This window comes from Ruegeria sp. BE9 (genome assembly GCF_056538765.1).
The window spans coordinates 1,332,787-1,346,702 of record NZ_JBQFTS010000001.1; the positions used below are offsets into that span (position 1 = coordinate 1,332,787).

The window sequence follows — 13,916 nt, forward strand, 5'->3', positions numbered from 1 at the left end:
TGGTGCGTCGAGTGGTCGGAGTTCTTGGCGGCATGGGGCCCGAGGCCACCATCCTGTTGCAGCAGCGAGTGTTGCAACAGGTTGAGGCGCACGACGACGCCGACCACATCCCGCTGCTCATCGACATGAACCCGCAGGTTCCATCCCGCATTGCGCATTTGATTGAGGGACACGGAGACAACCCCGGCCCTGTTCTTGCGAGCATGGCCAAACGGCTTCAGGCTGCAGGGGCCACGGCGCTGGCCATGCCATGTAACACGGCACACCACTACGCGCCGTTCATTGCCGATGCCGTGCCCATACCATTCCTTGACATGGTGCAGCTCTCGGCACTCAAGGCTCGGCAATCGCTGCCGAAAGGTTCCAATGTGGGCATTCTTGCCTCGCCTGCAGTTAAACTGGCCGGCGTTTTTGACGCGCCACTGACAGCCGCAGGGCTATCAGCGATTTGGCCAGAAGATACCGACAGTTTGCTGAGTGCCATCAAGATGATCAAAGCCAATGGAATGACACAACACGCGTTGGATATTCTGACGGGTGCGGCAACAGAGTTGGTAGAGAACGGTGCTGACCTCCTGCTTATTGCCTGTTCAGAATTCTCCCTCATGACACCTGATTTGGTCGCGACAGTGCCAGTTATCGATACAGTCGACGTTCTGACCACCGCGATCCATGACCACACCGCAATTGGATTGACCCAATGACGATTACTTACCTGAAAAAAGCCGCCCCCCGCCCTGATGCCGAAAACAACGACATCCAAGACATAGTCTCGGTCATGTTGACCAACGTAAAACGAGACGGCGAGGATGCCGTTCGACGCTATGCCCAACAACTGGACGGCTGGACTGGCGACATTGTGCTGTCGGAGAAGGACCGAAAGGCTGCCTGCGCGCGCGTTCCTCAAGAGCTGAAAGAGGACATTCAGTTCGCTCATTCCAACATCCGCCGTTTCGCAGAGGCCCAAAAGGCGACAATGGGTGAATGTGAGATCGAAGTTATTCCAGGCCTGATCGCAGGCCAAAAACAGATCCCGGTCACAAGCGCAGGGTGCTATGTGCCCGGCGGGCGCTATAGCCATATTGCGAGCGCCTTGATGACGATCACCACCGCAAAGGTCGCGGGGGTTAAACACATAACTGCCGTGTCCCCAACCCGGCCCGAAACGGGGATTCCGGACGCAATCGTCTATGCAATGGACCTGTGCGGTGCAGACCTGATCCTAAACCTCGGTGGCGTTCAGGCAATTGCTGCCATGGCGCAAGGTCTATTTGGCGCCACCCCAGCAGACATTTTGGTTGGTCCCGGCAACTCTTATGTTGCTGAAGCCAAACGGATGCTGTTCGGCTCGGTCGGCATCGACATGTTTGCAGGGCCGACAGACTCTCTGGTTATCGCTGATCACTATGCCGAGGTCGAAACCGTTGCATGGGACTTAGTAAGTCAAGCAGAGCACGGAGCTGACAGCCCAGTCTGGCTGGTCACAACCAGCAAAGAACTTGCACAAGGCGTTATGCATCGGGTGCAGGGCCTGATCGATCAATTGCCGGAACCCAATCAATCAGCTGCACGCCATTCGTGGGCTGAACGTGCCGAGGTTATCTTGTGCGATAGCCGTGAAGAAGCAGCCCAAGTCAGTGACAGCTACGCGCCCGAACACCTACAAGTGCAGGCCGAAGATCTGGATTGGTGGTTAGAGCGTTTGACTTCCTACGGCTCCTTGTTTTTGGGCAGGGAAACCACCGTTTCGTTTGGCGATAAAACCTCAGGACCAAACCACGTCCTGCCCACCAGCGGAGCTGCGCGCTATACGGGCGGTCTGTCCGTGCACAAGTTCACAAAGACGGTCACTTGGCAGCGAAGTAACGCTGAGGCCTCGAACGAGTTGGCAAAACGTACCGCTAGGATCAGCCGCATGGAAGGGATGGAAGGGCACGCCCGTGCGGCGGAATTGCGACTGGCCCAATCTGCGCTAACAACTTAGGTGCAGCACGCCCTACCCCTCTGATCCTGCTGGATTTGGGGCGCCGCGTTCGCCCCAAAGGCATCTACCGTGTATGATGGACAGACGAACTCAGTTCAGAGGATGTGCATCATGCAGAAATTTCCGATGCGGCGCAGCTTCAACTTCGCCGCTGCGTTGACCGTGGCCCTTACGCTCTCTTCGACGAAGACAATGGCTGATCAAAGTGATGCCGAGAACGTCTTGGACACTTTCAATCACGCGATGCTCTCGATTTTTCACAAAGGGCAGGACGCACTGACCACAGACACGCGGCCTATCATGGTGATTGCCCGCGACGTTACAGTCATTTCAGAAGACGGAGAGGCAACGTATTCACGAAGCGCTCCGCGTTATCAGCACCTTAAAGCCACTACTCATGTTCTCTTGGCAATCATTGGTGCCGTCACCCCCTGGCCAGACGGCGACACTGCCGATGCACGCTGGAAGCAAGACTTTTCAAGCATTGTCGACGAGATAGATAGCCTCCTTGCGGAGATTGATGACCTAGGATTGCCCAAAGACACGGTCGCCAGTCAAAGAGAAATGTTGGATCAGGCACGCTCCTTTGCCCAAAATGCACTTCAGCAAGGAGAAATCACCCGCGAAGCCGTTTCCAAGGTAATCAACGAAACGCGCGCCATTTGGGTAAGTAATATGCGTGAAGCCGCACGCGCTGAATTGACTGCTCTGCACAAGGCCGTTTCTGACGCCCGTTCCGCAATGCATCCCGACGATTGGGACAGGATGTTTGTCGTGCACCACGGCGGCTCAAGCGTGGAGGACGTCAATGTCGTTCTATTGTACCTTCAAAGAGTAATGCCCGGAAAGGTCGCAGCGGGGCAAGTAATGTTTGCTGAGAACGCACATGGCAACGACGCGCTGGCCGATCATGTTGGGTACATGATAATGCAGCGAACCGTTGGGGCATGGGCATTTGGCGATGCAGCACGAATGGAAGTCGACCTATTGGGCTATCAGGCCGGTTCGATCCTGGATGAGATGATACCAGCACCACCGCTAAGTACTGACGGCCCTAAGTAACATTGTGCCTTTCCGATATTTCGAACGCTGCTGAAGGCGAACCACGCTCGTTTTGGCTTACCGAGACCGGGCTGAGTTTCGAATTGACGTGACCTTCAAGGCCGGCCGGGGATCAATTCCTGCTGCTGAAGTACTGTCAGGATATCCAGAATGGTCGATGGGCTGACATCAACAGACCCCTGCAAGATAACTCCCAGCCCTCCGTCTTCGATTTCACGAGGACCGCCCTTGTCGTATTTCGGGTCCAAAGACGCTAGTCCTGGTGGCAACTGAGGGCAAAGCGGACTTTCCTTTAGCACGAGATCTACCGCAGCCAACATCAGTTCCTTCACAGTCTCCAACGTATCATCTTCAAGAAGCTGTTCTCGGTTTGCTTCTGGGGCTGTGAGGTCGAGATCAAGAAGTTTGAAATAAGCGCAATTGTCGCGCAATTCGACGGTTGCCTCGGTAGACATGTTGGCAGAAATTGTATTTTTCTGATCACCACGCCTAAAATCTCGTTCGCTGGTGCGACTGCATTCAAAGGTGTTAACGGTCAATGCTCCGTCCAAACCAATCGCCTCACCCTCGGCAACAAAGCTCAAGCCATCGAGCCATACCTGCAGGCCGCAATTGTCGATTATGGCATTATTGGCCAACTGCTTTGGCACGATCTTTTGTATTTCGCGAAGATCGAGCAGAGCATCCACTCCTACCCGAGTCGGCGCCACCGCGCTAAGGTTCAGATCGAGCTTGTAAGGCAACTCTGTATCACGAATGGGGACTGTCGCATCAAAGTTGAATTCGACCTCTTGTGCAATTGACGCGTTCGCGCACAAGGCAAGAGCCACCATGACAGGGATCGCAGACCATTGTCTCATTGGGCAAACTCCAACACGCCAAGCTCTTTGAGGCCGCTAAGCAATTTGACCAAGGTCGCGGCACTCACATCGGCGGATCCGACGATGGCGGCTCCCATCCCACCGGGCGCTATTTCACGTGTCCCACCGGATTCGTAATAGGGATCAAGAACCGAGAATTCCTCAGGCAATGGTGGACATACCGGGTTTTCGGCCAAGAACTCTCCACCCTTCTCGAGAACTGCCTCATTGATGCGGCGCGTCAGACCGAAGAGGTTTGAAACCGCGCCAATGAAACCTCGTGGACTAAGGTCCACACCTTCTATGCTGAAAGTCAGACACTGGCCCACGACCTCTGCTTTACCAATGGCGACCGCATCCACCGTCGCACCAAAATACTGGAAGCCCGCCTCTTCCTGCCGGTTGCACCTCGTGAATTGCGCACGGGCGGACCCTTCCACTCTCACGGTGTCGCCGATGGCGGTCACGTCGCGGATCTCAAGATAGATTTGCCGCTTGCAACTTTCCTCCAATGGCCCCGTCAGTATTTCTGGGGCCTTTTCCTGCAATCCGCGTAAATCCATAAAAGCCTTAAGCCGCAATCGTGTCGGGCTGGCTTCTTCGAGCCCACCATAAACCGTAAAGGGTACAGGCACATCGCGCAGAGGTACCTCCTTACTGAACTTGACCTGGAAACGCCCGGCGTAATCGGCAGGATCAATACCACTCAAGGAAGCCGCGGAAGAACTCACTGAGGTATCTGCCTGAACCGCTGTGTCAACGCCAGCACCTTGATCTTGGGCGTTACTTCCACACCCCGGCAATACGGCGAATAGAGCGCCGATCAGCAATCCCTTGTTTAGTCGAGACGATGCCATCCGAGACCACCCCTGTCCGATCATGTACCCCAAGGTAACCGTTTACACCGATTGCGCCACAAAAATTTTGTACAGAAAATAACCGCTTGGCCAAGAAAGACCCGAGACCAGTTCTGTTCCCACTCGGTCTAACCAACTTCGCCTGAGTTCAACTCCATGGCGTCCTACCCGCGAACATAGTTCTGACAGTTGTTTGCAATGCCTAAGAAGAGCGAAGAGGCAAAGACTGCCGAAACTCGCAAGACTACCAACCGACGACCGTTTCGATGAAACTGAAATACAGTTCTGAGACACCAAACATACTTTGATGCGAACCTGCTTCGAGGCTTAGCCGTCGCCATAATTGCGGCTCGCACCTCAGAATTCATCATCCGGTGGGAAATCACAGGAAAAGAACTGTTTTGGTGTCTCGGCCACAGCAAATCTCTCTGAAATATCTTTGCTGAGACGCATGACCTTTATGTTCCCCCCTGGATGCCAAAGGTCATTGACGGATGAAAATCCAAAGCAGTCCGTCAATCGCTCAGGCGAAAACGCGTAGCCAGCCAACGTTCGTTCACTTAGTCCCATCAGAGCCAATTGCCTTGAGGACCAGGCGCTTAGTGGTTGACCAGATACCCGCAAAATTCCGGGGCTTATTCCATGACGCTTGAAAAAGGCCTCAGTGCGCTGGCTCAACTCCGCATAGTTTTGGCGGTCCTGGTCTGTAACCGCACCGTATTTTTCGGCGTCATCCCAGCGGTTCGGACCTCCATGCCAAACCATTAGCGAACCCGGAACAGCCAGAATTCTTTTGGCCAAGGGCGCAAAGTAGTTCGCGCAGCTGGAAAAGCAGAACCCGTCAACGACCAACAAATCGATGCCATCTGAAAAACTCTCTGCTGCCAGCAGCCACGAAGCAACATCCCCTCCGTACGACTGCACCACAATCGTTGATATCCGCAAAGACTGGTTACGTTCGACAATTGCTTGTGCGTTTGACGCAGTTATCGTGCCGTAGACACACAACAACTCACCGTCGAACAGAATTCCTTTCGTGAGTTCAGACCCCCCGTCATCAAACGCTGTGCGACAACGTTCAAGTTCAGGAGGCATCTTGGGATTGTCTGCCGTTTCGGCCGCAACAGGATTGGTCGAAAGAACAGATGCTGCGAGGCAGACTGCGGTCAGGTGCCGTATCAAGTTAGAACCCAACTTTCTCAGTTAAGTTCGATGTAGATACGTTTGCGCTCAAGCACGACCGGGATACTCTTTCTTTCCAACTCAATCACCTGCTTTTTCTGAGCAAGTTCTTCAGCTGAAAGGTTGGTATCCAGAGATACAGACTTGTACCGCGCAGCGAGTTCCAGAACCTTTTTCCGATGCTCTAACGGGACAATAACCTCCTGAGCGACAAATTTGAGTTCGGTTCCGCATTCCGACCTCGGGCACAGCAAAGTTGCCTGTTGCTCCAACACAGTGACCACTGCCTGCTGGCGTGCGCCGAAAAGAAACTCAACACGGCGGTTTCGTGCTTCGCCTGCCGGAGTGTCGTTGTCTGCAATTGGCATATGCTCGCCAAAGGAAACAGCGAAAATACGAGCTTGATAAATCCCGCGCCGCACCAGAGCTTCGGCTACGCTTTGGGCACGTTTTTGTCCAAGCTCCATATTGAATTCCGCAGACCCGCGCCAATCCGTATGCCCCCCGATGAACAACGCCACGTCCGGCGGCTCCAACCGAAGGTTTTCAGCAATGATGTCCAGAAACGGCAGCGCTTCTTCTCGAATTTCTGTGCTTCCTGTATCGAAAAAGACATCTGATTTGGCGACAACTCGCAAAACAGGAATATCGGCTGGGAAATCGGCAATCCCATGCATATCCCTCGGCATAGTTGCGGCGGAATAGTCAAAACCCGCCTGTCCTTCTGACAAACGTTGCAACCGTTGCAAACGGAAATTGTGCTCAATTTCCACGGTCTGCCAGGCCTCTACCGTGCAAGGGGCATCAGTCGAATTGCTGTCATCACACAGCGTTTGCTGTGCTTGCGCACTGCTACCACAAATGACACTGGCCGCCGCGAATGCGACAGCCAGCTTAAAGCGAAAATCACCAAAGGCCATCTGGGATCTTTCTCAAGTCCAGTTTGAAGGCTTCGCCCTGGTTTTCCTGTTCATTGGTGTAGCATGTCTGATCGCTGATCTCGCCAGCAACGACATCCTGCCCCACTGTCATGTTCAGGCTTCTGTAGCCAAGGAAAGGCATGTGCTGACCACATTCAGGATCCGAACCCGAGGACACACTGTATGATTGGGCGAACTTTGAATCACCGATGTAGTCGCAGCTTCCACCCGCTGAACACGTCAGCGATCCTGAGATTGGCACAGGACGTTGACCCTCTCGGTTTTCTTCGATCCACGAATGAACCAAGCTTCCGTTTCGGTCAGTCGCAAGACGCATGCGCACAGGGAACTTACCAAAGCCACCGATCTGCCAGACGCCTTGATAGAACTCGACCTTCGATGGCTGCAGTGTCGTTGAGATTTGACCCGACGAGTCGCTGTAGCTGGCAACCTGAGCAGAAGAACTCAGAAAGAACGCGTCTAAATAAGCAGCCGCTTCATCCGATGCACCTGCCCCCCGCGAGACGATATGAAGTTCGGCGCGGTCAAAATCGATACCGGCCTTCTCACCGTCGGCAAAGCCCAGTCGGCGCACTGTTTCAAGATCGCCCTCTGGGAACTCGTATTTCGAGAGGTCCGTGAAAAGAACCACTCGCGGCACACCGTCCTTTACGTCAACAATTGCTCCACGCTTGAGCGACGATACTAGTCCAGACTCCCGGAAGGCTACTGCCGGACTCTTCTGTGCTCCCAGCCCGCGAGCTTCATCCACCAGCTTGAAAACAGATTGGCGCCTAAATTCCTTGGCATTGGACTTCCAGTCGCTGGCCCAGTCTTTGCCAAAGAACCTCGCCAACCAAGAAGACTGCGCCTGCAGAGTTGACCTTTCCTCTGAAGAAAAGACAGGGACGCAACCAGATACCAGCGCTTTTGACCCTGACCCTGCAACGTTGGTGGCCACAACTGTGACACGCTCACGAGGGGCCAGGTTCTTCTGCGACGTCGTATTAGAGGCGTCCAGGTAAGACACCGCGAACTGCCGCCAATCCTGGTTCTCCTCTGAGGCACCCGCCTCGGGCGCTTCAGGGGCGATTACTGCCCCATCAATGATTAGCACAGTTTGACGCAACGCGTCCGGCAACCCTTCGTATGCGCAGTATTCTTCGTTTGTGTAAGGTGCTGCGCTTGCCACACCGCCAGCACAAATCGCAAAAGCGAGGGTGATTTTATTAATCATTTTCAAAGTCATGGTGGTCACAGGTATTTCATTTGGAGGGCAAGTGCAGAGTATTCCTCTCGCGAAATCTTCGCGTTCTCGTCACTCCGCTCCAACGGCTTTTGTAGAACGCTTTTGTCGCCGAGCCGCTGAACCAGAGCTTCACGATAGTTCATCAACAAACCCAGCACCTTCTGATCCTGAGCCTGAACCAGTCGCAACATTTCACGCGCTTCTTTGTGCTCGGGGATCGAAGACATGGATTCATTTCGACTGGTGATATCCTCAAGCTGGTTCTCCAGCGCTGCATCAGCCTGCTGAAACGCGCGCTGGGTTTCTTTTTCAGCACGTTTTTTCAAAGCGTTATACTGCTTTTCCTCTTTGCGAAGCTCTTCCGCTCGCGCAGGAAAGTTGGGATCTGGATCATGTGTGAAATAGGCCAACAAAACGCCAAGGATCCACACCAGCACGTTGCCGAGCATTGAGCCACCGATCACGCGCATAGGGCTTGCGGCGCTTCCGCCAGTCACCAGAACTTCGCGCATCAGCTCGTCAAAATAAATGACGCGCCCCCACCAAACAGCCGCCAAGGCGATGCTCAACGCGGTTAAGCTAAGGCTTAGCATCATCCATCCCGAACTGATCTCGTCGTCCCGGCGCGCCGGGTCGAACCGATAGCGGAACTGGCACATCATAGTACCGAACCCATGCGCAGATCCTGCGATCGCGGCAGCGACGACAAGCGAGGTTCCCAGAGCGATTGCCTGAGAAAAGTATTCGATGGCCAGGAAAGACTCGTAGTTGATTGCCAACTCGGCCAGCGCAATCAACAGAATCCCAATCAGATACAAGATCGCTTTAGGGGATTTCGGCTCCCGCTTGTGTTTGTTTCGCAGAGTTTCAAAACGGCTATTCTTGACTGCTAGGTCGCTTTTTGAACTGTCGATCTTTTCAAACAGAACCTTGTTCTGCTCGCGACAGTTTGCCAGCGCTTCCCGTTTGTCACGGACACGTTTGTCCTCGGCTTCGTTGCGTCGGCGCTCGTAAAACAGAGGCTCACCATGCACAGTGTGCTCGGCCTCGCCGAACTTGGCATCGATCTCATCTAGCGCGGCCCGACGGTTTGCCATGATTTGCAACTGAAACCAGTTCGCCATCGCTGGCGTAAGATAGGCTGGCACAGCGCCTACGATATCGGTCAGGACAATCTTGGATTTGCGCGCCTCTTCTTCTGCCGACTGTAAAAGTTCCGAACCGGCTTTACCTTCCTGAGAAAGGTCCATTGAAAGATAGGCTGAATCGGTGCTGTGAAGTTGACCGTCCATGATTACAGCCCTCCTTTGTATGGTTTGAAATCACCGTCGGTCGAGCACCACATCTGCCCGCCCAAATTGGCGCTCTGCCCTTCAACGGTGACCGTCTGGCTCACGTAGCGGCAGTACTCTTGTTTGGGTTTCTCACTGCTGGACGCCGAAGCCGGAACTGCAGAGAACAGGCTTTCGCTCAGCTTCTTAGGCTTGGGACGCTGTTCAACCTTAGTTGTAACCGTTGCTTTCTTTCCCGACTGCGTGGTGAAGCTTTTTTTGCTGGAACGGTTTGACAATGCCGCTTGCCTTTGGGCCGCTGCGATCCGCGCCTGATCTTTTTCATCAGCGATATGCAGGATCACGCCACACGCCGCGCTGCCGAGTGCCACGCCGACTGCCGCACCTTCGCCACCAGCCAGATGCGCACCCAAAAGAGCTCCGCCAACAACGGCGCCGCCGCACGCAAGTGCTTTTTGCTCGGTCGTCATGCCTGCGCATCCAACCAACGTTACCACCAGCGCCGAGCTGACCCCCAAACGAACCAACCGATTTCCGGCATTACTAAACAGCCCCTGCAAAGCGGCACCTCCAAATATATTCGACTTCCATTTACCCACACCCAGTACTCAGCAGTTTTTCTGCAGTCGTTTTGGCGCAATGCACCAACGGTCGACCGCTAAAAAACAGGGGTTAACAAAAGGTTAATTTTCGGAGTTCACGTCGATGTTTATTGACAGCAATTCGAGATGCTTGCTGTTGAGACACAGCCGTCAGGCAAAGGGTTTATTGAAGGCACAGAATGCGCGCTCAATCCGATCGAAACGCCGTTAAAGATCGGGCATAAAAGAAGCGGACTGATCTCGTCGAAATTCAAAACGAAATTTCGACGTTCAGCCAGTAATCCCAGCACCATTCAGCCGTGTTCAGAGTGCCGCGAAACACTAGCTCGGCCAACTGCGAGAAGCACTCAGGGGCTCCAAACCTAAAGACGCGCCAGCACCTCTTGAGCGCTGTCCAAGTATTCACGTTGCTTGGCTTCGCTCATGCGGTCCCACGTTCTGTAGACGTTACCAAGGCGCGGATTGGTACGTAGCTTGTCAGCGTTTCGCACCAGAAAGTCCCAATAGAGCGGATTGAAAGGACACGCGGCGTCACCGGTTTTCTGTTTCACGTCATAGCGACAAGACGCACAGTGGTTCGACATTTTGTTGATGTAATTCCCACTCGCCGCATAGGGTTTTGATCCCAGAAGGCCACCGTCGGCAAACTGGCTCATGCCTATAACATTTGGTGCTTCGACCCACTCATAAGCATCCGCATAAACCGCCAGGTACCATTCATGTACCTCGGCAGGATCTATACCCGCCAACAAGGCAAAGTTACCGGTTATCATCAACCTCTGAATATGATGGGCGTATGCCTCGTCACGTGTTTGTTCAATTGCTGCAGCCACACACGCCATGTCCGTTTCTGCAGTCCAATAGAATGCAGGTAGAGGGCGTTTCGCGGCAAAGTAGTTTTCCTGTGTATAGCCGGGCATTTGCAGCCAATAGATGCCGCGCACAAACTCACGCCACCCGATAATTTGCCGAATATATCCTTCAGCTGCGTTCAAGGGCACGTGCCCTTCGTAATACGCCCTCTCGACGCGTCTGCAGATTTCGAGTGGCGAAAGAAGCCCGGCATTTAAGTACTGTGCTAGAACTGAATGGTACAGGAAAGGTTCATCAGACAGCATCGCATCCTGGTAGTCACCAAACTGCGGCAAGGCGGCGTCGACAAAATGCTCTAACGCCCCTTGTGCGTCTTCACGGGTAACTGCGTACCAGAAGGGACGGAGTGTGCCGAAATTGCCTCCAAACCTATCCTCTACAAGCCGCAAAACACCGTTTGTTATATCGTCAGGCTCAATTTGCATCGGTCGTGGCATGAAGAAATCGGGTTGAGCCGGCTTACGGTTCTCAGCATCAAAATTCCAACGCCCCCCTTCCGGCTCCCCCCCGTTCATCAAAAGCCCGGTCTTTCGGCGCATCTCGCGATAGAAATACTCCATCCGTAACTGCTTACGGCCTTCGGCCCAGTCTTTGAATTCCTGATGGCTGGTCAGAAAGCGATCATCGGCAAGAACCTCTAATCTTTCACATTGAGCAAATTCATTCGCCAATCGATATTCACCAGGCTCGGTCACAACCGAACTTTCGATTTTCAGCTCACGCCGCGCACGGGCAATTTCTGTAGCTAAGCTGTTGGTGTTGTTTGGATCATCCAAACGCACATATCGAACTTTCCACCCGCTATTGACTAATTCCTCGGCGAAGTGGCGCATCGCAGAAAAGACAAAGGCAATCTTCTTTTTGTGATGCGGTACGTAACACGCCTCGTCCATGACTTCGGCCATCAGCACCGTATCGCATTCAGGATCACCTAAACGCATAGCGGCGTTGTTCTTTGTCAGCTGGTCTCCCAAAACAACGATTAATTTTGGGGCAAGCGGTTTATGGTCAGGTGCTTTCATGACCGAGAGGGTAGGTTCTTTCGATCAAAAGACTATCGGTAAATCGAAATAGGCAATCGGCCGTATTGCGGGGAAAGCTTGTAAACACCTTCGGAGCAGCAAGTTCAGGCCGGTACAGGTGCAGCACTCAGTCCACCCACCGCAGTATCGGTAAATTTCGTTGAAGTTTCAGTGCGATTGATTACCCTACCCTTTAAAGGTCAATAGCCTATCCCATAGGTGGTTGAACGGCCAAAGACCTGAAGCAGAAGCGTTAATTCTGTAGTGGCGAGTGACATGAAGCGTAAAGTCGCGACGATTTTGGTAGCGGATGTCGTGGGGTATTCAGCCCTCATGCACGACGATGATGCCGGTACGTTGGAGCTCCTCAAAGCTTGCGAAACCGAAATCGTTTTACCATGCGTCGACAAGCATTCCGGGCGTGTCTTCAAACGGACAGGTGACGGGTTTCTGGTCGAGTTCGACAGCGCGATCGACGCCGTTCGCTGTGCCTTGGATTGGCAACGCCGCGCAAGGTCCGACGACGCAGCCCTTTTGAAATTCCGCGTTGGCATCCACCACGGCCAAGTCATTGTTGAGGGCGACGACGTCTACGGCGACTGTGTCAACATCGCTGCCCGACTTGAGCCGATGGCTCAGACCGGCTGCATTGTCGTCTCGGATGACGTCTACCAGCAAGTCCGGGATCAGTTGGATGTCCGGTTTGACGACCTCGGCGCCCAGGAATTCAAAAACATTCTGCATCCGATCCACGTTTGGGAGTGGCGATGCCATTTTGCCGTGCCTCAACGGCTCGCAAAGTATGATCTCGCTGAACCCGAAAAACCGTCCGTGGTGATTTTGCCATTTCGCAACCTGTCTAAGGATCCTGACCACGAGATTTTCGCGGAAGGCCTTCGCGCAGATGTCCAAAGCGCGTTAACCCAAGTGCTAGGTGTTTTCATCATAGCAATGGGGGCTGCCGACCAATTCCGTGGGGCAACGCCAGAGGAAGCAGGACCGGCGTTAGGTGTGCGTTACGCTCTTCAATGCACTATGCGCGTTGCCGGAGACCGAGTGCGCGTCACTGCGGTCCTCATCACCACTGCCACCGGTGAGATCGTTTGGACCGAACAGTTTGACCGCGATCTAGAGGACGGTTTTGCCCTCCAAGATGAAATCGCTGCCAAAGTTCTGGTTGAGATGGATGTCGCGCTTGTTGCTGGCGAGCAGGCGAAAATCTGGCACAAGTCTCTGCGGTCGTTCAAAGCGCTCGAGCTTTTCTACAAGGGCGTCGACACGTTCTATCGCATGAACCCAGACGACATGCTGATCGCGCGCGGCTACTTCGAGAAGGTTTCGCAAATGGAACCGCAATCGGCGCTTGGCCCGATGCAGGCAGCGATGTGCTATTGGTACGAATTGCAAAAAGGTTGGGCCAAGGATGTTCCTTATGCCCAAGAGCAAGCTGTGCAATGGGCTGAAATGGCCGCTTCCAAACAGGACGAAGATGGGCAAGCCCTGACCGTATTAAGCCATGTGCATCTGATGCGGCGTGACTACGACGCCGCTCTTTCAGCAGGTCGCGATGCAACAACGGTTCGACCGGGCTGCGCCAACGCCAACGCATTTTTTGCAAACGTTCTGCACCACTGTGACGAACACGAAGAAGCCAAGCATCACATCTGTTTGGCAATGCGGTTCCACCCCCTTAACCCTCCTTTCTTTAGGAATATTCTTTCGGCGACCTTACTGGCACTGAATGAAGTAGACGACGCCATCACCACGGCCGAAGAAACAACGCGTTTGAATGATCAAGATCTGGAGTCACGGATCGTTCTGGCCAGTGCGTTTCAACGGGCTCATCAGACTAAGCAATTGGAGCGCGTCGCCTCAGAAATCCGACAGATCGACCCGCATTTTTCGATTTCTAAGTACGTCAGTTCTCGATTGTACCGGAGTTCCAATTATCCAGACGGGCTGGCAGCTGATCTAAAAACTATGGGGCTGCCCGCCTAATAAGGACCTTCGGAC

General features: G+C 53.7%; 12 protein-coding genes. 4 read left to right on the forward strand and 8 right to left on the reverse strand.

Annotation, left to right across the window (positions count from 1 at the left end; genetic code table 11):
* Positions 1–11 precede the first annotated feature (11 nt).
* The 3 genes from cuyB to ACR0EO_RS06480 all read left to right on the forward strand — a co-directional run bounded on the left by cuyB (position 12) and on the right by ACR0EO_RS06480 (position 3,046).
* The gene (gene cuyB / locus ACR0EO_RS06470) at positions 12–704 is read left to right on the forward strand and encodes a cysteate racemase (RefSeq protein ID WP_480688126.1); all 693 of its coding nucleotides are present in this window, start codon (positions 12–14) and stop codon (positions 702–704) included.
* Complete coding sequence (hisD, locus tag ACR0EO_RS06475; RefSeq protein WP_480688128.1) at positions 701–1,984, forward strand: histidinol dehydrogenase; 1,284 nt, start codon at positions 701–703, stop codon at positions 1,982–1,984. Before cuyB ends, hisD begins: the two co-directional genes overlap by 4 nt.
* A gap of 111 nt (positions 1,985–2,095) precedes the next feature.
* The gene (locus ACR0EO_RS06480; RefSeq protein ID WP_480688130.1) at positions 2,096–3,046 is read left to right on the forward strand and encodes a hypothetical protein; all 951 of its coding nucleotides are present in this window, start codon (positions 2,096–2,098) and stop codon (positions 3,044–3,046) included.
* Positions 3,047–3,141: 95 nt separating this feature from the next.
* On the opposite strand, the gene ACR0EO_RS06485 is transcribed toward ACR0EO_RS06480, so the two are convergent.
* From ACR0EO_RS06485 to ACR0EO_RS06520, 8 genes are all read right to left on the reverse strand, one after another.
* Entirely contained in the window at positions 3,142–3,906 is a 765-nt protein-coding gene (locus ACR0EO_RS06485; RefSeq protein WP_480688132.1) for a hypothetical protein, read from the reverse strand.
* Positions 3,903–4,763 carry a hypothetical protein gene (locus tag ACR0EO_RS06490; protein ID WP_480688134.1) on the reverse strand — a complete coding sequence of 287 codons (861 nt, stop codon included), beginning with the start codon at positions 4,761–4,763 and terminating at the stop codon, positions 3,903–3,905. The genes ACR0EO_RS06485 and ACR0EO_RS06490 overlap by 4 nt, the downstream gene beginning before the upstream one ends.
* Positions 4,764–5,120: 357 nt before the next feature.
* Positions 5,121–5,945: a hypothetical protein gene (locus tag ACR0EO_RS06495; protein ID WP_480688136.1), complete on the reverse strand. Its 825-nt coding sequence runs from the start codon at positions 5,943–5,945 to the stop codon at positions 5,121–5,123.
* Positions 5,946–5,962: 17 nt separating this feature from the next.
* Positions 5,963–6,865: an OmpA family protein gene (locus tag ACR0EO_RS06500; protein WP_480688138.1), complete on the reverse strand. Its 903-nt coding sequence runs from the start codon at positions 6,863–6,865 to the stop codon at positions 5,963–5,965.
* A complete protein-coding gene (locus tag ACR0EO_RS06505; RefSeq protein WP_480688140.1) occupies positions 6,852–8,102 on the reverse strand; it encodes a hypothetical protein in 1,251 nt (416 codons plus the stop codon). Before ACR0EO_RS06505 ends, ACR0EO_RS06500 begins: the two co-directional genes overlap by 14 nt.
* Before the next feature lie 17 nt (positions 8,103–8,119).
* A complete protein-coding gene (locus tag ACR0EO_RS06510; RefSeq protein ID WP_480688142.1) occupies positions 8,120–9,406 on the reverse strand; it encodes a hypothetical protein in 1,287 nt (428 codons plus the stop codon).
* A gap of 2 nt (positions 9,407–9,408) precedes the next feature.
* Positions 9,409–10,005 (reverse strand): hypothetical protein, encoded by a 597-nt coding sequence (locus tag ACR0EO_RS06515; protein ID WP_480688144.1) that lies wholly within the window; start codon positions 10,003–10,005, stop codon positions 9,409–9,411.
* A 365-nt stretch (positions 10,006–10,370) separates the two neighbouring features.
* Positions 10,371–11,903, reverse strand: a complete 1,533-nt coding sequence (locus ACR0EO_RS06520) for a cryptochrome/photolyase family protein (RefSeq protein WP_480688146.1) — start codon at positions 11,901–11,903, stop codon at positions 10,371–10,373.
* 276 nt (positions 11,904–12,179) lie between these two features.
* On the opposite strand from ACR0EO_RS06520, the gene ACR0EO_RS06525 reads away from it, so the two are divergent.
* Positions 12,180–13,901 (forward strand): adenylate/guanylate cyclase domain-containing protein, encoded by a 1,722-nt coding sequence (locus ACR0EO_RS06525; protein WP_480688148.1) that lies wholly within the window; start codon positions 12,180–12,182, stop codon positions 13,899–13,901.
* Positions 13,902–13,916: the final 15 nt, after the last annotated feature.

Coding starts and splice junctions, on each gene's coding strand:
- hisD (WP_480688128.1), top strand. CDS start 701: ATGACGATTACTTACCTGAAAAAAGCCGCCCCCCGCCCTGATGCCGAA.
- ACR0EO_RS06480 (WP_480688130.1), top strand. CDS start 2,096: ATGCAGAAATTTCCGATGCGGCGCAGCTTCAACTTCGCCGCTGCGTTG.
- ACR0EO_RS06485 (WP_480688132.1), bottom strand. CDS start 3,906: ATGAGACAATGGTCTGCGATCCCTGTCATGGTGGCTCTTGCCTTGTGC.
- ACR0EO_RS06490 (WP_480688134.1), bottom strand. CDS start 4,763: ATGGCATCGTCTCGACTAAACAAGGGATTGCTGATCGGCGCTCTATTC.
- ACR0EO_RS06500 (WP_480688138.1), bottom strand. CDS start 6,865: ATGGCCTTTGGTGATTTTCGCTTTAAGCTGGCTGTCGCATTCGCGGCG.
- ACR0EO_RS06505 (WP_480688140.1), bottom strand. CDS start 8,102: ATGATTAATAAAATCACCCTCGCTTTTGCGATTTGTGCTGGCGGTGTG.
- ACR0EO_RS06510 (WP_480688142.1), bottom strand. CDS start 9,406: ATGGACGGTCAACTTCACAGCACCGATTCAGCCTATCTTTCAATGGAC.
- ACR0EO_RS06520 (WP_480688146.1), bottom strand. CDS start 11,903: ATGAAAGCACCTGACCATAAACCGCTTGCCCCAAAATTAATCGTTGTT.
- ACR0EO_RS06525 (WP_480688148.1), top strand. CDS start 12,180: ATGAAGCGTAAAGTCGCGACGATTTTGGTAGCGGATGTCGTGGGGTAT.